Origin of the sequence: Amycolatopsis azurea DSM 43854 (genome assembly GCF_001995215.1) — a bacterium.
Taxonomy (GTDB): Bacteria; Actinomycetota; Actinomycetes; order Mycobacteriales; family Pseudonocardiaceae; genus Amycolatopsis; species Amycolatopsis azurea.
Map to the genome: position 1 here is coordinate 62771 of NZ_MUXN01000006.1, position 24733 is coordinate 87503.

At 68.9% G+C, this 24733-nt stretch carries 26 protein-coding genes; 5 read left to right on the forward strand and 21 right to left on the reverse strand.

Features of this window, described 5'->3' with window-relative positions:
• Positions 1 to 7 precede the first annotated feature (7 nt).
• Entirely contained in the window at positions 8 to 769 is a 762-nt protein-coding gene (locus tag B0293_RS09880) for a lysophospholipid acyltransferase family protein (RefSeq protein WP_005164561.1), read from the reverse strand.
• Between the two features lie 214 nt (positions 770 to 983).
• On the opposite strand from B0293_RS09880, the gene B0293_RS09885 reads away from it, so the two are divergent.
• From B0293_RS09885 to B0293_RS09895, 3 genes are read left to right on the forward strand one after another with little or no spacing between them, the layout of a single operon-like run.
• Entirely contained in the window at positions 984 to 1754 is a 771-nt protein-coding gene (locus B0293_RS09885) for an alpha/beta hydrolase (RefSeq protein ID WP_005164563.1), read from the forward strand.
• The gene (locus B0293_RS09890) at positions 1751 to 2278 is read left to right on the forward strand and encodes a hypothetical protein (RefSeq protein WP_005164565.1); all 528 of its coding nucleotides are present in this window, start codon (positions 1751 to 1753) and stop codon (positions 2276 to 2278) included. Before B0293_RS09885 ends, B0293_RS09890 begins: the two co-directional genes overlap by 4 nt.
• A gap of 20 nt (positions 2279 to 2298) precedes the next feature.
• Complete coding sequence (locus B0293_RS09895) at positions 2299 to 3441, forward strand: glutamate--cysteine ligase (protein WP_005164567.1); 1143 nt, start codon at positions 2299 to 2301, stop codon at positions 3439 to 3441.
• On the opposite strand, the gene B0293_RS09900 is transcribed toward B0293_RS09895, so the two are convergent.
• The 7 genes from B0293_RS09900 to B0293_RS09930 are packed head-to-tail and all read right to left on the reverse strand — an operon-like array spanning position 3438 to position 8563.
• Positions 3438 to 4301: an NUDIX domain-containing protein gene (locus B0293_RS09900; RefSeq protein ID WP_005164569.1), complete on the reverse strand. Its 864-nt coding sequence runs from the start codon at positions 4299 to 4301 to the stop codon at positions 3438 to 3440. The two genes, B0293_RS09895 and B0293_RS09900, sit on opposite strands and share 4 nt — an antisense overlap.
• 4 nt (positions 4302 to 4305) lie before the next feature.
• Positions 4306 to 5265 carry an ROK family protein gene (locus B0293_RS09905; RefSeq protein WP_005164571.1) on the reverse strand — a complete coding sequence of 320 codons (960 nt, stop codon included), beginning with the start codon at positions 5263 to 5265 and terminating at the stop codon, positions 4306 to 4308.
• Between the two features lie 16 nt (positions 5266 to 5281).
• On the reverse strand, positions 5282 to 5719 hold the full coding sequence (locus B0293_RS09910; RefSeq protein ID WP_005164573.1) for a hypothetical protein: 438 nt from the start codon (positions 5717 to 5719) through the stop codon (positions 5282 to 5284).
• Entirely contained in the window at positions 5716 to 6858 is a 1143-nt protein-coding gene (locus B0293_RS09915; RefSeq protein ID WP_005164575.1) for an ArsA family ATPase, read from the reverse strand. Before B0293_RS09915 ends, B0293_RS09910 begins: the two co-directional genes overlap by 4 nt.
• A gap of 14 nt (positions 6859 to 6872) precedes the next feature.
• Positions 6873 to 7313, reverse strand: a complete 441-nt coding sequence (locus B0293_RS09920) for an SRPBCC family protein (protein ID WP_005164577.1) — start codon at positions 7311 to 7313, stop codon at positions 6873 to 6875.
• A gap of 27 nt (positions 7314 to 7340) precedes the next feature.
• Positions 7341 to 8129, reverse strand: a complete 789-nt coding sequence (locus tag B0293_RS09925) for a metallophosphoesterase family protein (protein ID WP_005164579.1) — start codon at positions 8127 to 8129, stop codon at positions 7341 to 7343.
• Between the two features lie 23 nt (positions 8130 to 8152).
• Positions 8153 to 8563, reverse strand: coding sequence for a hypothetical protein (locus tag B0293_RS09930; protein WP_005164582.1), 411 nt, complete (start codon positions 8561 to 8563; stop codon positions 8153 to 8155).
• 127 nt (positions 8564 to 8690) lie between these two features.
• Between B0293_RS09930 and B0293_RS09935 the strand changes: the two genes are divergently transcribed.
• Positions 8691 to 10490: an AMP-dependent synthetase/ligase gene (locus B0293_RS09935; protein ID WP_005164584.1), complete on the forward strand. Its 1800-nt coding sequence runs from the start codon at positions 8691 to 8693 to the stop codon at positions 10488 to 10490.
• A 95-nt stretch (positions 10491 to 10585) separates the two neighbouring features.
• Here the strand turns inward: B0293_RS09935 and B0293_RS09940 are convergent, their stop codons facing one another.
• From B0293_RS09940 to B0293_RS09950, 3 genes are all read right to left on the reverse strand, one after another.
• Complete coding sequence (locus tag B0293_RS09940) at positions 10586 to 11686, reverse strand: FAD-dependent oxidoreductase (protein WP_039919274.1); 1101 nt, start codon at positions 11684 to 11686, stop codon at positions 10586 to 10588.
• Positions 11687 to 11755: 69 nt separating this feature from the next.
• Positions 11756 to 12694: a ferritin-like domain-containing protein gene (locus B0293_RS09945; protein WP_005164588.1), complete on the reverse strand. Its 939-nt coding sequence runs from the start codon at positions 12692 to 12694 to the stop codon at positions 11756 to 11758.
• A 292-nt stretch (positions 12695 to 12986) separates the two neighbouring features.
• Complete coding sequence (locus tag B0293_RS09950) at positions 12987 to 14231, reverse strand: aminotransferase class I/II-fold pyridoxal phosphate-dependent enzyme (RefSeq protein WP_005164592.1); 1245 nt, start codon at positions 14229 to 14231, stop codon at positions 12987 to 12989.
• Positions 14232 to 14407: 176 nt separating this feature from the next.
• Here B0293_RS09950 and B0293_RS09955 point away from each other — a divergent pair, with 176 nt between their 5' ends.
• Complete coding sequence (locus tag B0293_RS09955) at positions 14408 to 14911, forward strand: hypothetical protein (RefSeq protein WP_005164594.1); 504 nt, start codon at positions 14408 to 14410, stop codon at positions 14909 to 14911.
• On the opposite strand, the gene B0293_RS09960 is transcribed toward B0293_RS09955, so the two are convergent.
• The 10 genes from B0293_RS09960 to B0293_RS10005 form a co-directional block, all read right to left on the reverse strand.
• Entirely contained in the window at positions 14912 to 15406 is a 495-nt protein-coding gene (locus B0293_RS09960; protein WP_005164596.1) for a hypothetical protein, read from the reverse strand.
• Complete coding sequence (locus B0293_RS09965; RefSeq protein ID WP_005164597.1) at positions 15403 to 15891, reverse strand: hypothetical protein; 489 nt, start codon at positions 15889 to 15891, stop codon at positions 15403 to 15405. Before B0293_RS09965 ends, B0293_RS09960 begins: the two co-directional genes overlap by 4 nt.
• Entirely contained in the window at positions 15891 to 17126 is a 1236-nt protein-coding gene (locus B0293_RS09970) for an MCE family protein (protein ID WP_005164599.1), read from the reverse strand. The genes B0293_RS09965 and B0293_RS09970 overlap by 1 nt, the downstream gene beginning before the upstream one ends.
• Entirely contained in the window at positions 17123 to 18337 is a 1215-nt protein-coding gene (locus B0293_RS09975) for an MCE family protein (RefSeq protein ID WP_005164600.1), read from the reverse strand. Before B0293_RS09975 ends, B0293_RS09970 begins: the two co-directional genes overlap by 4 nt.
• Positions 18334 to 19524 (reverse strand): MCE family protein, encoded by a 1191-nt coding sequence (locus tag B0293_RS09980; RefSeq protein ID WP_005164601.1) that lies wholly within the window; start codon positions 19522 to 19524, stop codon positions 18334 to 18336. The genes B0293_RS09975 and B0293_RS09980 overlap by 4 nt, the downstream gene beginning before the upstream one ends.
• Entirely contained in the window at positions 19521 to 20552 is a 1032-nt protein-coding gene (locus B0293_RS09985) for an MCE family protein (protein ID WP_005164602.1), read from the reverse strand. Before B0293_RS09985 ends, B0293_RS09980 begins: the two co-directional genes overlap by 4 nt.
• Complete coding sequence (locus B0293_RS09990; protein ID WP_005164603.1) at positions 20549 to 21586, reverse strand: MCE family protein; 1038 nt, start codon at positions 21584 to 21586, stop codon at positions 20549 to 20551. Before B0293_RS09990 ends, B0293_RS09985 begins: the two co-directional genes overlap by 4 nt.
• Before the next feature lie 130 nt (positions 21587 to 21716).
• On the reverse strand, positions 21717 to 23033 hold the full coding sequence (locus B0293_RS09995) for an MCE family protein (RefSeq protein ID WP_005164604.1): 1317 nt from the start codon (positions 23031 to 23033) through the stop codon (positions 21717 to 21719).
• Entirely contained in the window at positions 23030 to 23878 is an 849-nt protein-coding gene (locus B0293_RS10000) for an MlaE family ABC transporter permease (RefSeq protein ID WP_005164605.1), read from the reverse strand. The genes B0293_RS09995 and B0293_RS10000 overlap by 4 nt, the downstream gene beginning before the upstream one ends.
• A gap of 1 nt (position 23879) precedes the next feature.
• Positions 23880 to 24665 carry an MlaE family ABC transporter permease gene (locus tag B0293_RS10005; RefSeq protein ID WP_005164606.1) on the reverse strand — a complete coding sequence of 262 codons (786 nt, stop codon included), beginning with the start codon at positions 24663 to 24665 and terminating at the stop codon, positions 23880 to 23882.
• Positions 24666 to 24733: the final 68 nt, after the last annotated feature.

Below are 24733 nucleotides of genomic sequence, written 5' to 3' on the forward strand. Positions count from 1 at the left end.
TGGGCCCTCAGCCGACCTTGGTGTCCGGGATACGGGCGACGTCCTGGGCGGACGGCTGCGCGGGCACCTTCGGGCGGAGCCCCGCCTCGTCGGCGGCGAGCAGTTCCTTCGCCTTGGCGGCGTAGATGTCGACGTATTCCTGACCGGAAAGCTCCATGAGCGCGTACATGATCTCGTCGGTGATGGACCGCTCGATGAAGCGGTCACCGGCGAGGCCCTCGTAGCGCGAGAAGTCGAGCGGCTTGCCGAAGCGGATCTCCAGGCGGCGCGGCCACCACATCTTCGAGCCGATCGGATTGACCTTGTCGGTCCCGACCATGGCGACCGGGACGACGAGGCCGCCGGACTCGAGCGCGATCCGCGCGACGCCGGTCTTGCCCTTGTACAGGCGGCCGTCCGGGGAGCGGGTGCCCTCGGGGTAGATGCCGAGGAGGTGTCCTTCGCGGACCAGCCGGGTCGCCGTGTCGAGCGCGGCCTGCGCCGCGTTGCCGCCGGAGCGGTCGATCGGGATCTGGCCGACGCCGGTGAAGAACCACTTCTTCAGTCGGCCCTTGATGCCCTTCTCGGTGAAATACTCCGATTTGGCCGGGAAGGTCACCTTGCGCCTGACCCGCAGCGGCATGAAGAAGGAGTCCGCCACCGCCAGGTGATTGCCCGCGAGGATCACGCCACCGTCGTCGGGGATGTTCTCCGCGCCGACGACTTTGGTGGGCCACAGCGCCTTGAGCAGTGGCCCGATAAACACGTGTTTCATGAGCCAGTACAGCACTGCGAAAACTCCTCCTAGCAGCTCAACCCCTGTGCCCGATGGTCAAGACTACGAACCGCGCACCCCCGGCACAACGAAGTCCACCCGGTTACCCGCACCCAGCGACGGATCTCACACCCGATCCGGCGCGATTCCGCCGGTGGCCGGGGGCCCACAAGCCGCTCCGGTCGTGCGAACATAGTAGACCTACCCAGCTCTCACGGAAGGCGATCGCATGGCCGTCCTCGCCGGCGCGGAACCGTTCGCTCACACCGGTTCGACCGAAGCAGGGTTCCTGCTGTGCCACGGGTTCACCGGCACCCCCGCGAGTATGCGGCCGTGGGGCGACCACCTGGCCGAGGCCGGTTACACGGTGCGCTGCCCGCTGCTCCCCGGACACGGGACCCGGTGGCAGGACATGAACCGGACAGGCTGGGAGGACTGGTACGGCACGGTCCGCGAGGAGCTGCTGGCGCTCTTCTCGACCTGCGACTCGGTGTTCGTCGCCGGGATGTCGATGGGCGGGACACTGACGCTGCGGCTCGCCGAGGAGTTCGGCGACCGGATCGCCGGGATCGTGCTGGTGAACCCGTCCGTCCTGACGCTGCGCTGGGACGCCAAACTGCTGCCCGTCCTGTCGCGGATCCTGCCGTCGGTGCCGGGCGTGGCCAACGACATCGCGAAGCCGGGCGAGAAGGAGCTGGCCTATTCGCGGACGCCCGTGCGCGCGGCGGCGAGCCTGGCGAAGCTGTGGAAACTCACCCGCGCCGATCTGGCCAAGGTGACCCAGCCCGTGCTCCTGCTGCACTCGGCCGTCGACCACATCGTGGAGCCGGTCAACTCCCAGGTGATCCTCGATGGGATCGGCAGCGACGACGTCACGGAGGTGGTGCTGGAGAACAGTTTCCACGTCGCCACCCAAGACAACGACGCAGGCCTGATCTTCACGCGTACGGTGGACTTCGCCCGGTCCGTGCGCCGGGCGGGACAGGTGGACGCCGGATGAGCAGAGGCAAGGACGGGCCGGAGGACGTCGACGCGACGTTCGCCGAGATCGTGGCCGACCTCCGTGCGGAGGGTGTCGGGCTGTTCCCCGATGAGGACCTGGAGAAGCCCGCCGGGAAATCCGCGGAGAAGGCGGAGAAGGCCGAAACGGCTGAAACCTCATCGGAGAAGGCACCGCGCCCCGAGGCTCCGGAAGCCGAACCCGATCCGGGCTGGCGAGGCGGCGGCACCAGCTGGGACAAGACCCTCTTCGAGGACGACCCGGCGTCGGGCGACGACGAGGGCCACTTCGTGCCGCCCGAACCGCCTCCCCTGCCGCGTCCGCGCAAGGGCGCGTTCATCGTCCTGCTGTTCTTCTTGCTCGGCCTGCTGCTCCTGATCGCGCCCACCCTGATCGGCATGGGCACCCGGCTCGGCACGCCGCTCGGCATCCTCGCCCTCGCGACCGCGATAGCGCTGCTCCTGCTGCGGGTGCGCCAGGGGCCGCCGCCCGGTGCGGATCCGCACAACGGCGCCCAGGTCTGAACTGCCGGACAATTCCGACCATGAAGATCGACTTCACTCCTTCGCGCCGTTCGACGGTCGGCGCGGAATGGGAGCTCGCCCTCGTCGACCGGCGGACCGGTGAACTCTCGTCCGTCGCGGAAAAGGTGCTCGACGCCGTCCGCCCCGACGGCGAGGAGGAGCATCCGAAGATCAAGCAGGAGCTGCTGCTCAACACCATCGAGGTGATCAGCGGGATCTGCGACACGATCGCCGAGGTCAAGGCCGATCTGAACACCTCGCTCGACGTCGTCCACTCGGTGCTCGACCCGCTGGGCGTGGAGCTGTTCTCGGCCGGGTCCCATCCGTTCTCGACGTGGTACCAGCAGAAGGTCACCGACAAGGAGCGGTACGCCAAGCTCATCGACCGGACCCAGTGGTGGGGACGGCAGATGCTGATCTACGGCGTCCACGTGCACGTCGGCCTCGACCACCGGGACAAGGCCCTGCCGATCCTGGACGCCCTGCTCAACTACGCGCCGCACCTGCAAGCGCTTTCGGCGTCCTCGCCGTACTGGGGCGCGGAGGACACCGGATACGCGTCGAACCGGGCGCTGATGTTCCAGCAGCTGCCGACGGCCGGGCTGCCCTTCCAGTTCCGGAAGTGGGAGGAGCTGGAGAGCTACGTCGACGACATGTTCACCACGGGCGTGATCGACCACTTCTCCGAGATCCGCTGGGACGTCCGGCCAGCCCCGCATTTCGGGACGGTCGAGATGCGCGTCTGCGACGGGCTGCCGACGCTGGAGGAGGTCGGCGCGATCTCCGCGCTGACCCAATGCCTGGTCGACGACTTCAGCAGCCGCCTCGACGACGGCGAGATCCTTCCGACGCTGCCGCCGTGGCACGTCCAGGAGAACAAGTGGCGGGCGGCGCGCTACGGCATCGACGCGATCGTCATCCTCGACGCGGCGGGCAACGAGCGGCTCGTCACCGACGACACCTACGACCTGCTGGACCGGCTCGAACCGGTGGCCCGGCGCCTGGACTGCGCCGACGAACTGCGGTCGGTGGAGACGATCCTGCAGTACGGGCCCAGCTACCTGCGTCAGCGGGCGGTGGCGAAGCACTACAACGGCAGCCTGCGCGCCGTCGTCGCTTCGCTCATCTCGGAGATGAGGGAAGGGACGATCCCGCGCGCCTAGCCGAGGTGGCCCAGGAGGGTGCCGGGGCCGAAGGCGGAAGCACCCACGGCCTCGACGCGGGACCGCAGTTCGCGATCGGCCGTCACCACGACGACGTGGTCGTCCGGGCCGGTTTCGCGAGCGGTCAGGGCGACGGCGACGATCTTGTCGTCGCCTTCCCCCTCCGCCTCGACGACCTCGACGCCGGGCACCGGCTCGACTCCCCGCGCCTTGCCCTCGACGACCAGCACGATCTTCGGCCACCACGACCATCCGTCGCCGCCGGGGAGCGCCGGATCGGCGAGCCCGGCCTCGGCCAGCGTCGCGAGCTTGTCCCGCAACCGTTCCGCGGCGCCGCGCCGGTCACGCCACCAGCCGTCCGGCCGCGACCCGACGACGTTCGCGCCGTCGACCACCAGTATCAGCCTGCGATCCAAGTGTTCCCTCAATCCCGGCCACGCCACCGCGAAGTCCCGGTGCAACCGGAGGTCCGCGACCCGTCCCGCGTGGACCCAGCGCAGTTCGGCGCTCTCCGCGTTCTTCACCCTGGCCGCGAGCGGGCCGATCGGCACGGCCAGGATCGTGGTGTAGCGCCAGTTCCCGTGGTCGACGTGCGACGCCGACAGCGGACGGACCCGGGCGGGCGGGATGTCGGCCTCTTCGTGCGCCTCGCGGGTGGCGGCCTCACGCGCGCTCTCCCCCGCCTCGACGGCTCCCCCTGGCAGCGCCCAGGTGCGTCCATGATGGACCCACCAGGCCCGGCGTTGCAGCAGGACACCGCGCGCGGGATCGGACAGCAGCAACCCGGCGGCGCCGTTCAAACCCCAGTGAAGATGCCCGAAGTCGCACTTCACGAAGCCGTTGCCGTCCTCCCGGGTCACGGCTTCAGCCTGTCACACCGACCTCGGCTCCGGGAGCCTTCGCCGCGTCGACGGCGAGCGCCGCGGCACCCACGATGGCCGAATCGTCGCCGTGGTGCGCGGCCCGGATCCGAGCCAGCGGACGGTGTCCTGCGCCGGTGATCTTGTCCGCGTAGCGTTCGCGTGCCTCGTCGAGGAACAGCGGGGCGGATTCGGACACGCCACCGCCGATCACGATGATCTCGGGGTCGAAGACGTCGGCGACCAGCGCCAGCCCCTCGGCCAGCCACTTCGCCAGCTCGGTCATCGCGCGCTGGGCGATCGGGTCGCCGTCGCGGGCGGCGCCCGCCACCCGGCGCCCGGTCACCGAACCCGGGTCTCCCCTGGTCTCCCTGGCCAGCACGGTCGAGCGGCCGGGATGCCGCGCGAGCAGCTCCACCGCCGTCGCGGCCAGTGCCGTCCCGCTGCAGTACCGCTCCCAGCAGCCGTACTTCCCGCACGGGCAGGGCCGCCCGCCGGGTACGACGGTCAGATGCCCGAGTTCCGGTGCGACACCGAAGGCGCCCCGGTAGATCTTGCCGTCGAGCAGCAGGCCCGCGCCGATCCCGGTGCCGAGCGCGATCAGCGCGGCGACATGGGCGCCGCGAGCGGCCCCGAAGCGGTACTCGCCGACCGCGGCGGCGTTCACGTCGTGTTCCAGGGTCACCGGCAGGCCGACCCGCTTCTCGATGCGTTCGGCGACCGGCGCGGCCCGCCAGGACAGATGCGGCGCGAACATCACCGTCCGCCGGTCCTTGGCGACGAAACCGGCGACCGCCAGCCCGACACCGGACACGTCGTGCCGGTTGCGGAGGTCTTCGACGACCCCGGCGATGGCGTCTTCGAGCGCGTCCTCCTCGCCGGGGGTTCCCACCCTGGCGGTGTCCATCAGCGAGCCGTGCTCGTCCACCACGCCGGCGCGCACACTCGTGCCCCCGACGTCCACCCCTATCGTCAGCAACTCAGTTCTCCCGGTCCGGCTGCCAAGCGTCGCGCCTGGTCACCGTGATGTGCTGGACCCGCGAAGCTCCCACCGGCGCATCTTCCCGCGCGGGCTCCTTCCGCGCAGGCTGGAACCCCGGCATGTGCACCCCGCCCTCGGGTTCCCAGCGATCGGCCAGTACCGCCCGCAACAGCGCGACGAGCTGCGCGGCCTGCTCCATGAGCCGGGCCACGAACTCGGGCCGTTCCCCGCGGAAGACCCCGACGATCGCGCAGAGCGGGCACCAGCCGCCTGCCGCGTCGTGTCCGGTGTCGTCATGTCCGGTACAGCCGTGCCCGGCGGAGATCAGGCCCTCCAGCCACGGCGCGGCGTGCTCGACGACCAGTTCGACCAGCAGCCGGATCTCTTCGGCCAGTTTCAGGCCGTCGTCCCGCGTTCGTTCACTGTTCTCGCTCACCCGGGTCCCCGGTTCCCGGCCAGGCTCACGACCAGGCCGTGCGCGTCGGATTCCGCACCGGTGATCCGGCACGGGCGCAACATCTCCGGCAGCGCGATCAGCCGCCGGAAACCGTCCACGGTGACGGCGAGATCATCGTCCACTCTGGCCAGGTCCACTTCGGAATCGCGGTGCAACGGCACCGCGATCCGCAGCTGGTAGCCACCGTCCGATTCGGACACCTGCAAGAGCGGGGTGACACCTTTTTCGTTGCCTGCCAGGGGATCCAGCCCCTGGTAGAGCTCGTACGCGATTTCCTGCAAAGCCTCCAGGCCGACGGGCTCGACGGCGCGGTGCTCGACGGGTTTCACCTGGCCCGGCCCGAAGCCCGCGTCGCCGAGTTCGGCGAGGACGGTGTTCTGCTGCGTGCGCCGGGTCCGCATCCACGAGGCCGCGGCGCCGCGCCAGAACCCGGGCGCGGGCATCAGCCGGTTGACGATCAGGCCGTCGACCAGGATTCCGCGCAGGGCCAAGGAACTGAGCGTGCGCCGGGCTTCCGCGACGACGACGCGTTCCGGCGTCAGGACGAGCCGTACGGTCGTGGTGGCCGGATCGGTCAGCAGGGTGCGCAGGGACTCCAGGTGCGCGCCGAGCCGTCGCACCGCGGACGCCGTCCTGCGGGCGCCCGGTTTGAACATCCGCGACAGGTAGCCCGAGACGGCTTCGGGCAAAGCCAGCAGCCGCAGGGTTTCCGCGGTCGGCCCGCAGTCGACGACGACCGTCTCCCAGGGACCGTGCTCGGCGAGACGCTGGACCTCGGTGAGGGCGAGGAGTTCGTCGACGCCGGGCACCACGGTGAGTTCTTCGGCGTCGAGCGAGTCGAGACCCGCGCCCGCGAGCGCGGCCTGGAGTTCCTGCCGGAGTTCGCGCCAGGTGCTGTCGACCAGGCCGCGGGTGTCGATCTGGACGGCGTGCAGCAGGTCGTCCACTTCGGACGGTTCGGCGCCGAGCGCGCGGCCGAAGGCGTCACCGAGGGAATGCGCCGGGTCGGTCGAGACGACCAGTGTCTTCCTGCCCCGCCCGGCCAGGGCCGCGGCCGTCGCCGCGGCCAGCGTGGTCTTGCCGACACCCCCCTTGCCGGTGAACAGCAGGATCCGCATGCCTACCCTTCGACTCAGGATGCTTCAGCGCGCTTTTTGAGCTCCTTGAGCGCGGTGTCCATGACCATCTTCTCGGCCTTGCGGCGCAGCAGTCCGATCATCGGCAGCGCCAGCTCGACGGACAGCGTATACGTCACCTTGGTGCGGCCGGCGCCCAGCGCTTCGAGGGCGTAACGACCGTTCTGGGCCTTCTGCATCTGGCCCTTGACCAGGTGCCAGCTGACGCCCTTGCCGTCGGTGTCCCAGTCGTACTCGAGGGTGTAGACGTCCTTGATCGGCCCGGCGTCGAGGGTGAGTTTCACCTGCTTGGCGCGGCCGTCGCCGTCCTCGCCGAGCACTTCGGTCTCCCGGACGGCCTTGGCCCATTCCGGGTACGCGGGAAAGTCGGCGATGACGGCCATGACCCGCTCGGGCTCGGCGTCGACCTCGATGGATTGCGTGGACTGCTCGGCCATGAGGTGAAGCCTAGCTGGGACTTGCGGTCACCAGCGCAGCACGTACGGCTGTGCCGTCTCTTTGAAGTGACCGACGTTACGGCATTCGGTCCTGCCGACCCTCGTCCGCGCGGACAGCGGCTGGTGGACGTGCCCGAAGACCGACCAGCGCGGCCGCTGTTCGCGGATGAGGTCCACCAGCGCCGCCGACCCGATCTCGGACCGCCGCGCGACCACGTCGTAGGTCAGTTCCGGGATGGCGGGCGGGATGTGGGTGCACAGGACGTCGATGTTCTCCAGCCCGCCGACGGCGACGTCGTACTCCTCGCGGGTGCGCAGGTACGGCCGCCAGAAGCCGTTGCGGCGCGGGACCACGTTCGGCGGGAGCAGCGCGCCGCCGATGAACCCGAAGCGCAACCCGCCGAACTCGGCCACACCGCCGTCGAGGACGGAGATGCCGTCGCCAGCGAACTCGGGCCACAGCGAGGGGTCGTCGACGTTGCCGGGGGTCGCGAACGTCGGCGCGGTCAGGGCACCGAACAGGACCGAGTACTGGTCCTGGATGGCCTCGCCGACGGCGGCGGCCGGATCGGCCAAAGTGGCCCACAACGATCGCGAGAAGGCAACGGTCTCATCACGAGTGCCCTCACGCCGCAGCCGTGCGAACTCGCCGACCTTCTCGGCGCCGAAGAGCGCGCCCATGATGCCCTTGTCGTGCTCGCGGTAGTCGACGAAGTCCAGCAGGTCGCCCAGCACGATCAGCGCGTCGGCGCCGTCGCCCGCGCGTTTGAGCGCGTCGGCGTTTCCGTGCACGTCCGACACCACGTGAACCCGCATGTTCTCCCCTGTGTTCCCCGTGCCTAGTCGCCGCGCGGCCCTACTCCGGGTTCGCGCCCGTCTTCCAGGACTTCTTTGAGCCCGAGTGCGATCGCCTTGGCGGCACGGGCGCGGCGATCGAACTCCCGCCGCAGGTCCCGGGCCTGGAGCGCACGCGGCTCCCCGTCCGGACCGGCGGGAGTGGCACGCAGGAAGTAATGCAGCAGAGTGCCGTCGAGCACCGGCTCGAGCCAGACCTCCATGGTACCGATCAACGCGCCGCGCACGGTCCAGCGCAATCCCTCGTCGCCGCGGTCGGTGTAGACCTCGAGAACGAGGTCCGGCCAATAACGTGACCAAGATCGCGGATCGGCGAAAGCGGCGGCCACGGTGGAGGGCGGGACCACGAGGAAGGTCTCGTCAACGATGTCGAGAGCTGGCGGCGCCTGGTTCACAAGCGGCAGAATGTCATGCCCTCGGTATGGCCGATTCGTCAGCATGGTCTTAAGGTGCACGGCACGCTAAGTTGACTGGCGGGTAACACCGGTCACACCACTTTGCACGCGAACACGGAGGTTCCTCGTGCGCGAATACAGCGCCCCCGCCGCCAATCCGGTGACCGACGACGAGAACCTCGCGGACGTCGTCTGGGCGAACGCCGAGCGGTTCTCCGATGTCGTGAGTTTCCGCCGCCAGGTCGACGGAACCTGGTTGGACGTCACCGCCAAGGATTTCGCCGCCCAGGTGCTGGCCGTGGCCAAGGGAATGGCCCAGGCGGGCATCGCACCGGGTGACCGGATCGGGCTCATGTCCAAGACCCGCTACGAATGGACCCTGATCGACTTCGCGATCTGGGCCGCCGGCGCGGTCACCGTCCCGATCTACGACACCTCGTCGGCCGAGCAGGTCCACTGGATCCTTTCGGACTCGGCGGCGAAGGGCGTGTTCGTCGAGACCGACGAACACCTCGCGACGCTGGAATCCGTCAAGGGACGCCTCGACTCGCTCGAGCACACCTGGCAGATCGAGGCCGCGGACAAGCCCGCCGTCGACCACCTCACCGCGCAGGGCGCCGAGCTGAGCGACGACGATCTGCACGAGCGCCGCCGCTCGGTGAAGGCCGGCGACCTCGCCACGATCGTGTACACCTCGGGCACGACCGGCCGCCCCAAGGGCGTCGAGCTGACCCACCGGAACCTCCTTTCCGAGATCCGCGCCGACATCGCCGCGTTCCCGCAGCTGATGGAGCAGGGCAACTCGCTGCTGGTGTTCCTGCCGCTCGCGCACGTCCTCGCCCGCGCCATCGCGGTGACCGCGCTCAGCGCGCGGGTGACCCTCGGGCACACCTCGGACGTCAAGAACCTCGTCGCCGACCTCGGCACCTTCCGGCCGACGTTCGTCGTCGCCGTGCCACGCGTGTTCGAGAAGGTCTACAACAGCGCGAAGCAGAAGGCGCACGGCGACGGCAAGGGCAAGATCTTCGACGCCGCCGAAGCCACCGCCGTCGCCTACAGCCAGGCACAGGACACCGGCGGCGCCGGGCTGGGCCTCAAGGTCAAGCACGCGCTGTTCGACAAACTCGTGTTCAGCAAGCTGCGCGCGGCGCTGGGCGGCCGGTGCGTCGCCGCGGTGTCCGGCGGTGCCCCGCTCGGCGTGCGGCTCGCGCACTTCTTCCGCGGCATCGGCGTCCCGGTGTTCGAGGGCTACGGCCTGACCGAGACGTCCGCGGCGGCCTGCGTCGGCACCCAGGACGGCTTCCGCGTCGGCACCGTGGGGCGGCCGGTCGCCGGCACCTCGGTCCGGATCGCCGACGACGGTGAGATCCTGCTCAAGGGCGACGTAGTGTTCGGCGGCTACTTCAACAACGCCGAGGCGACCGCCGAAGCGCTGGAGGACGGCTGGTTCCACACCGGCGACCTCGGCGAGCTGGACAACGACGGGTTCCTCAAGATCACCGGGCGCAAGAAGGAGATCATCGTCACCGCGGGCGGCAAGAACGTCGCGCCGTCCGGGCTCGAAGACACCATCAAGGCCAGCCCGCTGGTCAGCCAGGCGATGGTCGTCGGCGACCAGCGGCCGTTCATCGGCGCGCTGATCACCATCGACGAGGAGTACTTCCCGTCGTGGAAGTCCCAGCACGGCAAACCTTCCGGCGCCTCCGTGTCCGATCTGGCCGACGACGCCGAACTGCGCGCCGAGATCCAGGAAGCGGTCGACCAGGCCAACAGCGCGGTGTCGCAGGCCGAGGCGATCAAGAAGTTCACGATCCTGTCGAAGGACTTCACCGAGGCGGGCGGGGAGATCACGCCGAGCCTGAAGCTGAAGCGCAACATCGTGAACAAGAACTACGCGAACGACATCGAAGCCCTGTACAAGAAGTAGCGCGTCAGTACATGAAGGCCCCCTTCCTTGCGCCTAGGTACAGGAAGGGGGCCTTCACGTACCTAGGCGGAAGTGGCGGCACCGCGAGCAGTTGACTAAGTGCGGGTGATCGTCACGTCCCAGTCGATGTGGTGCCGGTACAGCCAGTTCCGGTCCTTGTCGGACTTCGTTCCCGGCCGCACGGCCGCGCTGCTCTCCACCAGCCTCTCGACCCGCGCCCGCCGCAGCCGTTCGTAGGCCGCGAAAGCCGTTGGCGCGTCAGGAAGATCCCGCAGGCACTGGGCCAGCACCACACCGTCCTCCAGCGCCATCGACGCGCCCTGCCCGGCGGCGGGCGAGGCCGCGTGCGCCGCGTCGCCCACGAGCACCATCGACTCGGTGGACCACACCGGCGTCGAGGGGACGTCGTAGGAGTGACCGCCGAAGACCTCGTCCCCTGTGGACTGGATGATTTCCGCCGCGGGCAACGGTTCCCCGTCGAACACGACGAAAGCCGCCGTGCGCCATTCAGCCGGGGTCAGGCCCGACCGCGTCCCTTCGGCCGCGGGCAGCCGCGCGAACCAGTACGTCGAGCCGTCGGGGGCGCTCGTGTAGCCGAAGGAGGCGTGCAGGCTCTGGATCATCCGGTAGAGCGACGGCGCCTGCGGGACGCTCGTGTCGGTCGTGTAGCCGTAGACGACGTCGAGGCCCGTCGAGCGCGGCGGCGGGCACGACGGGTCGATGATGTTCCGGACGACCGACCGCAGGCCGTCGGCGCCGATCAAGATGTCGCCCTCGGCGGCCGTCCCGTCCTCGAAGCGAGCGACCCCCGGCGACGCGGACACCAGCCGCTTCCCGCGCTCGAAGGTGATCCCGCGCGAGATCGATTCCTCTTGCAGCGCGCGATAAAGCACCGCGCGCGTCAGGGTACGAGGCCCGGCGAGACCATCGATGTCGAAAGCGCGCCGGTCGACCGTCTTCCCGTCCGGTGTGACGAGTTCCAGCCCGTCGGCGGCGAAGGAGTTCTCGACCACCGGCCCCTCGGCGCCGATCGCGCGCAGGGCGTCCATGCCGTTGTGCATGATCGTCAGGAACGCGCCCGCGTCCTCACCGCCGGAGGGGTACGCCTCGTGGATGCTCGCCTCGATCCCGGCCCGCCGCAACGCCATCGCGGTCACCGTCCCGGCGATACCTCCGCCGATGATCACTGCCTTCACCGCGAACCCCCTGTCGTGTCACCGGCTCCTGACGGTACCCCGGGGACGGCGACACGACAGAGGGGGAAATCACGCGCCGCCGCTGGCGACGATGTCGCCGTTGACCCCCTTGGGGAAGAACCCGCCTTCCTTCACCGGGCCCGGGTTCAGGTAGACGACGTTGAGCACCCTGTCCGCGCCGCGGCCGAAGCAGACACCGTTGTTGTCGGTCGGCACGATGTTCGCCTGGTTGCCGAGAAGGATGCCCTGGTCGTCGTCACCGGGCCCGTCGAGGGCGTCGCGGGCGTTGGAGATCTTGGCCGCCGCGTCACCGAGGTCCCGGTCGAACAGCGACGTCCGGATGGTGGCGGCGTGATAGGCCTCCGCGGCCAGGATCCCGGCGGCCGCGTCCAGGAACGTCTTGTTGGTGATCAGCGGGGCGGCGCCCTTGTACGCCGTCACCCCGACGTCCTCGAACAGGAACGCCGCGAGCAGGAAGTTCTTCTCGTTGGCGAACGGGTCGAACTGCTGGTATCCGCTGATCAGCCCGGCCGCCTTCGCGGCGGCGGTGAAGCTGTCCTTGAGGTCGATCTGGGGCCGTGACACCGCGGCCTCGCCGAGCGCGCCGCGCAGGAACTTGACGTGCGCGACCTCGTCGCCCGCGATCTCCTTCGCGAACTGGTGCAGCGCCTTGTCGTGGAACATCACCTTCTTGCCGCCTGCCACCCCGCCCTGGGTGCCGACGCCGCCGGTGAGGTCGTCCGGCAGCCCGTGACCGTAGACGGCGAAGGAGTAGAACTCGGCTTCGAGATACTCCAGGTTGAGCGCGAAATTGAGCACGGCCGCGTCGCTGGGAGCGGCAGCGGCCTCACCCGTCGCCGAGGCGGACGAAGTGGCCTGCACCCCGAGGTACGTGGCGCCGACGACGCCGAGGCCCGCCGCGCCGGCGGCCTTCAGGAACCGGCGGCGGTCCGTGCGGTTCTCCGCACTGCGCGATATCAGGGTGCGAACAAAGGGCTTTCCGAACACGAGTGGTTCCTCTCGTCTTTGCGGTGCACACCCACCCACTCGGACGTTCGGAACCACTCGTGGCCCGGATTGGAGAAGATCTCGAACTTATTTCGGGACAGGGCCACCCCGGCTGTGCGCGTGTCGTCCGTCCAGTCACGCGTGTCGTCCGTCTGATCACACGCGCCGTCCCCTCGATCACGCGCACCCGCCAGAGCGGTACCCCGGCGGGTCACGTCGCGAAAGCCACTTCCGCAACATTGAAGGTTGCGAAAGTGGCTTTCGCAACATCCCCTCTGCCTGGACCTCGAACTTATTTCTTCGTCGCCGCCGCAAGGCGGACGCAGACGACCAGGCCGCGGATGGCCTCTTCGACCTCGGCCAGTTCGGGGTACGTCGGCGCGATGCGGATGACGGCGTCCTCGGGGTCGTCGCCGTAGGGGTGCGTCGCGCCGGCCGGGGTCAGGGCGATGCCCGCCTCCTTGGCCAGCCGCACGACCTCCTTGGCGGTCCCGGACGGCACGGTCAGCGAGATGAAGTACCCGCCGGTCGGCTTGGTCCAGGACGCGAGGCCCGATTCGCCCAGTTCCTTGGTCAGGATCTCGTCGACGGCCGCGAACTTCGGCCCGATGAGCTCGGCGTGCTTGCGCATGTGCTCGCGGACGCCGTCCTCGTCGCGCAGGAACTGCGCGTGACGGAGCTGGTTGACCTTGTCCGGGCCGATGGTCCGCTTGCCGATGAGGCCGGTCCACCAGGCCAGGTTGGCCTCGGACGCGCCGAAGAAGCCGACACCGCCACCGGCGTAGGTCACCTTCGAGGTGGAGCCGAAGACGAACACGCGGTCGGCGTTGCCCGCCTCGCCTGCCAGCGCGAACAGGTCCGCCAGCGGCGCCTCGACGTCGGTGAGGTGGTGCACGGCGTAGGCGTTGTCCCAGAAGATCCGGAAGTCCGGGGCGGCCGTGGTCATCGCCGCCAGGCGGCGCACGGTGTCGTCGCTGTAGGTGACGCCGGTCGGGTTGCTGTACTTCGGCACGCACCAGATGCCCTTGACCGCGGCGTCCTCGGCGACGAGACGCTCGACGACGTCCATGTCCGGGCCGGTCTCGGTGAGGGGGACCTGGATCAGCTCGATGCCGAAGCGCTCGGCCAGCGCGAAGTGGCGGTCGTAGCCGGGCACCGGGCACAGGAACTTGACGGTCGCCTCGTCGGCCCAGCGGCGCTCGGCGCCGGGGAGCTTGCTGAGGAAGGCCTGCACGATCGAGTCGTGCATGAGCTCCAGGCTGGAGTTGCCCGCGGCCAGCAGCTGCTCGGCCGGGACCTGGAGCGGTCCGGCGAAGATGCGGCGAAGCTCGGGCAGGCCCTTGAGGCCGCCGTAGTTGCGGACGTCCGTGCCGTCCTCGGCCTTGCGCACGTCTCCGGGGAGGGCGAGCAGCCCGTCGGCGAGGTCCAGCTGGCGGGGTGACGGCTTGCCGCGGGTGATGTCCAGGGAGAGGCCACGGTCGACGAGGGCCGCGTAGTCGCGGCGGGCGCTCTCGACATCGACAGGTGCAGTGGTCATGCCTAACGCTAAACCCGGCGGCGGATCGGCGTGAGACGAGGGTGGCCCTCGGCCCCGTGCGCAAGATCGGGTAACGGTTCCGGCGCGTTTTTCAGCATTCGTAACGAGGCCTTGTCCCCTAGTGACGCCATAGCGCTTTCCCGCATTCTCGGTATCACGAGGAAAAGGGGAGAGAAATGGAAACGAAGAAGTGGGCGGCGGTGACACTCATGGTCGCGGGCGCCTTGGCCGCGTGCGCGGTCCCGAATCAGGGAACGGCGACTCCGGCCGTCGCGGTGGCCGCGCCGCCGAACACGATCGTGATCCAGCCACCGGCGGTGGCGCCGCCGCCGCAGACGGTTTATGTCGCGCCGCCCGCGACGCAGACGGTCTATCCCGCACCGGCGGTTCCGGTGGCACAAACGGTGATCGCCTTCTACGACGCGATCAACCGGCGTGATTTCCTGACCGCGTGGAATCTCGGGGGCCAGCGACTGGCGAAAGGGGGAACTTATGCCTCCTGGAGCAACGGATACGCGACGACTTCGTGGGCGGCGCTCACCGTGCGAAGCACGAGCGGGAACACCGTTTACGTCGATCTCTCGGCACGGCAGACCGACGGTTCGATGCGCGTCTTTTCCGGTTCCTACACCGTTTCCGGCGGGACGATCACCGCGGCGAACATGAAACGCGTCTCCTGATCAGAGCGCGGTCAGCTGCGAGATCCTCCACCGGCCGTCGACGCGCCGCGCGGTGACCGAAAGCTGGGAGACCGTCGACTGCGGGGTGCCTCCCCCGGCGGCGATCGTCTGCTGGTCGAGGAACAGCAGCACTTCGGCCTGGTCGCCTCGCAGGGACCGGACGCCGAGCGAGCGGACCGTGGTCGTGCGCACCAGCTTCTGCTCTTCGGCCCGTTTCCGCGCCGAGGCGAACTGGTCCCGGTACTGCCCGGTCGCCTCGCCGGTCAGCACGTCGGCCGCGGCGCGCTCGGTCCGGGCGAGGTTGCTGTAGTCGTAGGAGAAGACGGCCTTCACCCCGGCGCCGACCTGGTCGGCGACCTCGGCCGTGGCGGCCTGGTCCACCAGCGCCGCGTTGCCGTCCGAGCCCAGCGAGGACGCCTGGAGGCCGAACCACACCGCGCAGCCGGTGGCCAGCGCGATGATCGCGATCAGGAGCCGCGGGGTGCGCCCGGTCACGAGCCCGCCGCCTGTACCGCGCTGACCTTCCAGCCGTCCTCGACGCGCTGGTAGTCGACGGTCAGCCTGCTCACCTTGGGCGCGGCCGAGCCGCCGCCGGTGCTGACCTTCACGTCCAGCACGGCCATCAGCCGCGCCGTACCGGCGGTGGCGTCGAGTTCGGTGACGGCGGCCTGCTTGAGCTTGGCCGTCGCGATGGTCTTGCTCGTGTTCGCGCGGTCGATCTGGATCTGCCGGTCCCCGGTGAGGTCCTTGCCGAGCCGTCCCGTGGTGACACCGAGCCAGCGGTCGACGTCCTTGGCCCCACTGCGGTAGTCGATCGTGTTGAGCACTTCGAGCTGTCCGGAGGCCGCGGTGAGGACGGCCTCGCGTTCCCGGCCCCTGGCCAGGCCGTCGTCCCGGGCGGCGCTCCACCACGACCAGCCGAACCAGGCCGACGCGAGAACGGCCAGCGCGGCGACGACGGTCAGGGCACGAGTGAGCACTACTTACCGCCCAGCAACGCGCCCAGCCCGCCCGGCACGGATCCGGTGAGCAGGTTCAGCACACCCGGCAGCTGGGCGGATTCCGCCGCCTGAGGGGTCTGCTTCGGCTTCTCCGGGACCGCGGGCGGCTTCCCGGCGTACGGGGCGTTCTGCGAGCCTCGCACGCCGGTGGGGCTTCCCGGCGGCTCGGCGCAGTACGCCTGCGTGTTCACCGGCGCCTCGGTGGTGTCGTTGGCGGGACGCTGTTTCGTGCCCTCGTAGCCCTTCGTGCACGAGACCGGGTCGAAGAAGTTGAACACGACGCCGAGGTGACCGGTGCCGTCCGGCGACGTCGACCGGGAGAACGCCGAGATGATCGGGTACGCGACGAGGAGTTCCTCGATCGCGTCGGTGCGGGCGGAGGTGATCTGCGCGGTGGTGAGCGCGTTCGCGAACAGCACCCCGAGGTCGGTCCCCGAAACCGCGAGGACGTCGCTGATCTGGCGGCTCAGCTTGGGCGCCTCGTCGATCACGCGCCGCAGATCCGGGTCGGACGACTTCAGCTGCGCGGCGATGGTCTTGAGCCCACTGGAGAACTGGGTGATGTTGTCCGCCTGACGGCGCTGGGTGTCCAGCACCGTCCGCGAGTTCGCCAGCAGGCCCTGGGTGTCGGGCAGGTACTGGGTCGCGGTCGCGGTGAGCGAGCCGGTGCTGTCCAGCAGCTGCCGCAGATCCGGGCCGGCGTTCGCGAACGCCTCGTAGGTCTCGTCGACCACGGTCTTCAGCGATTCCGGCTTCACGCTCGACACCAGTTTGTCCAAATTGGACAGCACGGTGTCCGGCCCGAGCGGGATCGACGTCTTGTCCCGCTTGATGACGGAACCTTCGGCCAGGTACGGCCCGTTTTCGTGCATGGGCAGCAGATCGACGTACTGCTCCCCCACCGCCGACCGGTTCGCGACCGCGGCCTTCGTGTCCGCGGGGATCTTCGGGGCGCCCGAATCGATGTCGAGCCCGAGGTCGACGCCGTGCTCGGTGAGCGTCATCGACGAGACCTTGCCGACCGCGACGCCGCGGTAGGAGACCTCGGCGTTGACGAAGATCCCGCCGGAGTCCGCGAGCTGCGCGGTGACGAGATAGCCGCGGGTGCCGAAGAGCCGGTCCAGCCCGGCGTACTTGCCGCCCGCGTAGACGACCGAAACCACCGCGATGACGAGGAACACCGCCATCTGGATCCTGGTCTTGCGCGTGATCACCGGCCACCTCCCAGTATCGGCCCGAGGATCCCGCCGAGCACACCGCCCAGCACGTCACCCTGGGACGACTGGGGTGCCTGCGGCGCCTGAGGGAGGTCGCCGCTGGGCAGCGGCAGCACCGGCGGCGCGGTGCCGTTGTTGAACGGGATCGCGCCGGGTGTGCCGGTGCCCTGGGTCCCCGGCAGCTGGATGATCGGCTGCGACGAGTTGTTCATGTTCTCCAGGAAGGTGTCCAGGTTCAGGTCGATCTTGGCTTCCACGTTCGCGTAGTCGCCCTTGATCACGTTGCCCGCGTAGTCCGGGAACGGGTAGGTGAGCAGGATTCGCAGCGCGGTCGGCAGGTCCTGGCCCGCCTCGGTCAGTTTCTTCAGCGTCGGCTGCAACGCGCGGAGGTTCGCCACCAGCGAGTCCTTGCTGGCGTTGATCGTCTCGGTCGCGACCCCGGACAGCGTGTTCAGCGACTGGAGCATGCCGACGAGCTGATCGCGTTGCTCGGTCACGACCTTGAGCCCCGGCGAGAGGTTGTCGAGCGCGTTCGTGATGTTCTGCGTCTGGCCGACCAGGGTCTTGGACAGCTTGTCGATGCCGTCGATGGCGCGCAGGATCTCGCCCTTGTGCCCGTCGAGTTCGGTGGCCAGCTTGTCCACTTGGGACAGCAGCCCGCGGACCTCGGCCTCGTTGCCGGTGAGCGCTTCGTTCAGTTCGTGGCTGATCTTCTGGATCTGCTCGACCCCGCCGCCGTTGAGCAGCAGGGAAAGCGCGCCGAGGACCTCTTCGACCTCGGGGTTGCGGTTCGTGCGGTCCAGCGGGATCTTCGCGCCCTCGGCGAGCGTTCCTTGCGGCTTTTCGGGAGCGTGCAGGTCGACGAACTTCTCCCCCAGCAGGCTCGACTGGCGGAGTTCGGCGAGCGCGTTCGCGGGCAGCGCGATGTCGCCGTTGACGACCATGTTCACCCACGCCGAACGCGTGTCCGGCGCCAGGTCGATGTTCTCGACCCGGCCGACCGGGACGTCGTTGACCTTCACACTCGCCTGCGGCACGAGGTCGAGGACGTCGGAGAACTGCGCGGAGATCCGGTACGGATGGTCGCCGAGATCGGCGCCGCCCGGCAAGGGAGTGTTGTACAGCCCGGAAAAACCACCGTCGCTGCATCCGGCGAGCACCAGGACGCCCGCCATCACCCCCGCGATCTTCTGCCGCTGCCGCCTCATTTCGGGAGTCCCTTGGCCATGACGTCGATCAGCGGGAGCGGCAACGGCGGCAGTTCGCCGCTCTGCAGCGAGGCCAGCACCTGCGGGATCGACGGGAGTTTCAGCGTGCCGTCGAGGACCGGCGCCAGCTGCTTGCAGATGCTGCCGAGCGCGTCCGGGATCGGCTTCGGCGTGCTCGCGCTGATCAGGCGGCACACGGTCAGGATCGGCGGATGCGTGAGCTCGTTCAGGTTGTCCCGCACCGCGATCGTCCCGGACGCCGCGTCGTAGGAGTTGATGAAGTTGGTCGCCCCGGTCGGCGCGATGTCGATCACCTCGGCGAGCGAGGCCCGCTGGTCCACGAGCACCTTGGTCAGCCCGGCCAGTTTGTCCACATTGGACGAGAGCAGGTCCTTGTTCTCCGCGACGAACTTCTCGACGTCGCCCATGGCCGTCGCCAGCGAGTTCAGCGCGGCGCCCACGTCGCCGGAGTCCGCGGCGAGGAACCCGCTCACGTCCGCGGCCCGGCGGTAGAACTCGTTGAGCTGCTTGTCGCTTTCGGCCAGCGCGCCGGTGAAGGAGTTCAGGTTCTGGATCGTGGTGAACAGATCGCCTTTGGAGCTGTCCAGGGTCTTGGCCAGTTCGGACAGCCGGGTGACCGTGGTGTTGAGGTTCTTCCCGTTGCCGTCGAGGTTCGCCGCCGCCGTGTCGAGTACGTCGGACAGCGCGCCGTTCTTGTTGGCGCCGTTGGGTCCCAGGCTGGTCGAGAGCTTGTCGAGGCTCGTGTAGAGGTCGTCGAGTTCGGCCGGTGTCGCCGTCTTCTCCTTGGCGATCACCGTGTCCGTGGCCATTTCCGGGCCGCTCTCGTAGGCCGGGGTCAGCTGGACGTACCGGTCGCTCACCAGGCTCGGCGCGACGACGACGGCACCCGCGTCGGCCGGGATCGGGGTGCCGTCGTCGATCCGCATGTCGACCCGGACCGCCTCGCCCTGCGGCGTGACCCCGGTGATCTCGCCGACCTTCACCCCGAGCACCCGGACCGACGAACCCGCGTAGAGCCCGACGGTCTTGCCGAAGTAGGCGCTGATCCGCGTCCCGCCCGATTCGGAGAACACCAGCCAGAGACCGGCGGTCACGATCAGCACGAGGACGCAGGCGAACGCGACCCACGTGTAGAGCGTGCGCCCGGTGCGCGTGTGGACGGTCATCGTCCGCCCACCCCCTGGTTCGGCGCCGCGATCGGCGGGGTGCAGCCCTCCGGGTTGACCTGGAACGCGCCCGCGATGATCGTCGGCGGCAGCAGGCCGCACAGGTAGCCCTCGAACCAGCGCCCGTTCCCGGTCGCGTTGGCGCCGACGCGGGCGAACGGCGCCATCAGCGCGAGGCTGCGATCGAGGTTGCCCTGGTTGCGCTGCAGGATGTCGGTGACCTTGCCGAGTTTCTCCAGCGTCGGCTTCATCTGCTGCCGGTTGTCGGCGACGAGCCCGGACAGCTGCGCGGAAACCTGTTGCGTGCCCTTGAGCAACGTGCTGATCGCGTCCTTCCGGTTCTGCAGTTCGGCGAGCAGGAGATTGCCGTCGTCGAGGATCCGTTTCAGCTGCGCGTTGCGATCGGACAGTGTCTTGGACACCTTGCTCGTGTTGGCCAGCAACGTCTTCAGGTCACCGTCACGGGAAGAGACCGTCTTGGACAGGGAAGAAAGCCCGCCGAGCGCGTCCTTCAGGTACTGGGGGCTGTCTTTGAGCGCGTCGGAGAGGACGGTGAAACTCGACGCGAGCTGCGCGGTGTCGATCTCGCCGACCGTGCCCGACAGCTGCTGGAACGCGTCCTGCAGCTCGAACGGCGTCCGCGTGCGGTCGAGCCCGATCGTGGTGTTCGGGTCCTGGCTCCCCTTGCCTTTCGGCGTCAGCGCGAGGAACTTCTCGCCGAGCAGCGTCTTGATCTCGATCGACGCGGCGGTGGCGTCGCCGACCCGGACGTCCTTGACCCGGAACTTCACCAGCACCTTCTTGCCCGCCAGCTCCACCGAGCTGACCTGGCCCACCTTGACCCCGGCGACCTGGACCTCGTTGTCCGGCGCCAGCCCGGCCGATTCGCCGAAGTACGCGGAGTACGTCGTCCCGCTGCCGAAGAGCGGGATCCGGTCGGAGAAGTACGTCGTCATCGTGACCAGCACGATCAGGATGAGCGCCACTCCGCCGACCACGGCCTGGTTGCGTTCCTTGAGCGGCTTCACGGCCCGCACCTCTCCGGTCGCTGCGTGCCGGGCAGCGGCGTGATCGGCAGTTCGATGTTGAGCGATTTGATGCCGATGCTGCCGGAGATCCCGCACAGGTAGTAGTTGAACCAGCTGCCGTAGCTCAGCGTCCTGGTGAACTTCTGCAGGTTGCCCGGCAGCACCTGCAGGAGATGGTCGAGCAGCTGTTCCGAATCGCCGAGGTTCTGCGACAGCGCGCCGAGTTGCGCGACGTCGTCCTTGATCGCGGGCCGGGCGTCGGCGAGCAGGCCCGTCGTGGTGACGGTGAGGTCGCCCAGCGCCTTGACCGCGTCCCCGATCGGCCGCCGCTGCTCGGCCAGGCCCGTGACCAGCCGCTGCGTCTGGTCGATCAGCTCGCCCAGCTGCGGCGAGCGCTTCTCGACCGTGCCGAGCACGGTGTTGAGGTTCGCGATGACGTCGCCGATGATCTTGTCCTTGCCCGCGATGGCCGACGTCACCGACGCGGTGTGCGCGAGCAGGCTGGTGATCGTGCCGCCCTCGCCCTGGAAGACCTGGATGATCTCGTAGGAGAGCTTGTTGACGTCCTCCGGGTTCAGCGCGCGGAAGAGCGGTTTGAACCCGTTGAAGAGGACGGTCAGGTTCAGCGCCGGTTTGGTGCGTTCGGGCGGGATGATCCCGCCGCGCGGCAACGACTTCTCGTCCCCGATGTCCGTGCCGAGCGAGAGGTAGCGCTGCCCGACCAGGTTGCGGTACTTGATGGTCGCGGTGACCGACGCCGGCAGCCGGTGCGTGGTCTGGATGTCGAAATGGACCTGGGCGAAGTTCTTCTCGCCCTCCTCGACCTCGATCTTCCCGACCTGCCCGACCTTCACGCCGACGATGCGGACGTCGTCGCCCTCCTTGAGCCCGGACGCGTCGGTGAACTTGGCCGTGTAGCCCGAGGTCTCGCCGAAGTTGGTGTTCGCGATGGTGGCGCCGAGGATCGCGGTGAGCAGCACGGTGACCACGGCGAAGACGAGGATCTTGATCAGATCCGGGACGAAGGACCTCATCGGACCGCCCTCCCTGCGGCGGGGCGGGGGCTGAAGGACGCTTTCCCCGCATGCGACGCGGTGAAAGCTCCCTTCGCCGCGTCGCATGCGGTGAAGGGCCCCTTCAGCCCGCTCCCGGCTGACGTGGTCCTCATCGGAGTTCCACCTCCGCCCCGCGGTACAGCGGCCCCACCAGCAGGCTGCCCCAGTTCGGCACCTGGTCCGGCGTCGTGCCCATCGCCGGCGACACGAGCAGGTCGATCAACCGCTGCTCGTCCGGCGTGTTCACCACCGACCCACCGGCGCTCCCGCCGGCGGGCAGGGTGCCGTCCGGGTCACGCGGCGGCGCGGGCTTCGACGATCCGTCATCGATCGCACCGTCCGGCGGATACTGCGGCCAGCGTCCCGGCGGCGGCACCTCCGGGTAGCACCGCGGGCCGCGTTTGTCGTTGTACTTCGGCTCGTCGACGCCGGGCAGGTACTTGCCGCGGCTCGGCGTGAACTCGATGGTCACCCGGCTGACCTCGGGATGCGCGGTGCCCTTGCCGAACGCGAGTTCCGCGCGCGGCACCGAACCGGCGAGCTGCTTGAGCAGGCACGGGTACTCCGGCGCGTACTTCGCGAGGACGTCCAAAGTGGGCTGAAGGCTGGTGGTGAGACGGATCAGGTTGTCCTGGTTCACTTTGAGGAAGCTCGTCAGGTCGAGCGACGCGGCGGTCACGGTCGAGTAGACGTCGGCGAGGCCGCGCTGGCTCTCGACGAGGGTCTTGCTCGTGGTGGTCAGATCCGACAGCGCGGCCAGCAGGTCCGGCGCGGCCTTGTCGTAGATCTTGGCGGCGTCGGCCAGCCCGGAGATGTCGGCCTTGAGGTCGGGCAGCGACGGGTTCACTTTCCCGAGGTAGTCCGAAAGCCCCGCCATCGTCGAACCGAGCTGTTTGCCCTGACCGTCCAAAGCGGACGCGACGGCGTTGAGCGTGCTGGCCATCTTCTCCGGCTGGACCGCCTGCAGCAACGGCATCACGTCGCCGAGCACGGTTTCCAGCTCGATCGCGCTGCTGCTGCGGTCCTGCGGGATGACGTCGCCCTCGCCGATATGCCGTTCCGGCTTGTCGGGGATCTGCAAAGCGACATACCGCTCACCGAACAACGTCTTCGGCAACAGCCGCGCGGACACATTGGACGGGATGGCCGACGTCTTGTCCGGCTGCAGCGCCAGATCCATCGTCGCGTGGTCGCCGTGGGCCTGGATCGACCGCACCTCGCCGACGACCACCCCGCGCACCTTGACGTCCGCGCCCTCGCGCATCTGGTTGCCGATGCGGTCGGTCTCCAGTTTCACCAGGGTCACCGAGGTGAAGGCCTTCTGGTAGAAGGCGATGGTGGTGACGAAGAACAACACGACCACCACGAGGAAGACCAGCCCCAGCACCTGGTGCCGGAGCCGCCGCAGCAGAATCCCCCTGTTCACCCGGAAATCCTCACCGTCGTCGTGGCGCCCCAGATCGCGAGGCTCAGGAAGAAGTCGAGTACCGAGATCAGCACGATCGACGTCCGCACCGCGCGGCCGACGGCGATCCCCACCCCGGCGGGCCCACCGCTGGCGGTGTAGCCGTAGTAGCAATGGGAAAGGATGACGAGCACGCTGAAGATGATCACCTTGAGGAACGACCAGAGCACGTCCTCGGGCGGCAGGAACAGCGTGAAGTAGTGGTCGTAGGTGCCCGCGGACTGGCCGTAGAGCCAGATGGTGATCTGCCGCGAGGCGAGATACGACGAGAGCAGGCCGACGGCGTAGAGCGGGATGACCGCGGTGACGCCCGCGATCACCCGCGTCGTCACGAGGTAGGGCAGGCTCGGCACGCCCATCACTTCGAGCGCGTCGATCTCCTCGGAGATCTTCATCGCGCCGAGTTGCGCGGTGAACCCGCAGCCGACGGTGGCCGAAAGCGCGAGCCCGGCCGAAAGCGGCGCGACCTCGCGGGTGTTGAAGTAGGCCGAGATGAACCCGGTCAGCGCGGCGGTGCCGAGCTGGTTCAGCGCCGAGTAGCCCTGCATGCCGACGATGAGCCCGGTGAACAGCGTCATCCCGATCATCACGCCGAGCGTCCCGCCGATGACCGCGAGCGCGCCGGTGCCGAAGCTGACCTCGGTCAGCAGGCGGAAGATCTCGCGGCCGTAGCGCCGGATCGTGCGCGGGGCCCAGGCCAGCGCCCGGAAGTAGAACGACAGCTGGCCGCCGAAGCCTTCCAGCATCGCGCCGGGACGCGCGATGATCTCGAGGGTGCGGTCCGAGACCGCGGGTTCGCCTGCCATGTCACATCGCCTTCGGCGGCACTATCCGCAGGTAGATCGCGGTCAGCACGACGTTGATCAGGAACAGCAGCAGGAACGTGATGACCACGGCCTGGTTCACCGCGTCGCCGACGCCCTTCGGCCCGCCCGCCGGGTTCAGCCCGCGGAAGGCCGCGACCACCCCGGCGACGAAACCGTAGAGGAGCGCCTTGATCTCGCTGATCCACAGGTCCGGCACCTGCGCGAGCGCGTTGAAGCTGGCGAGGTACGCGCCCGGGGTGCCGCCCTGCATGACGACGTTGAAGAAATAACCACCGAGCACCCCGACGACGCTGACCAAACCGTTCAGCAGCACCGAAACCACGATCGCCGCCAGCACCCGCGGCACGATCAGGCGCTGGATCGGGTTGACCCCGAGGACCTCCATCGCGTCGATCTCTTCGCGGATCTTGCGGGCGCCGATGTCGGCGCAGACCGCGCTGCCGCCCGCGCCGGCCACCAGCAACGCGGTGATCAGCGGGCTCGCCTGCTGCACGATCGCGAGCGCGCTCGCCGCGCCGGTGAACGACTGCGCGCCGATCTGCTGCGTCAGCGAACCCAGCTGCAACGCGATGACCGCGCCGAACGGGATCGCCACCAGCGCCGTCGGCAGGATGGTGACACTGGCGAAGAACCAGCACTGCTGGATCCATTCGCGGAATTGGAACGGTCGTTTGAAGATCGCGCGCAGGACTTCCCACGACAGGGTCGCGAGCCTGCCGACCTGTGTGAGCGCACCCGTACCGGGGAAGGACACCGTCGCTCCCACAGAACCTCCCAGTCGCCTGCCCCGAGTCTTACTCCACCCGCTGACGCACCGTTGCGTTAGCGGTGTTC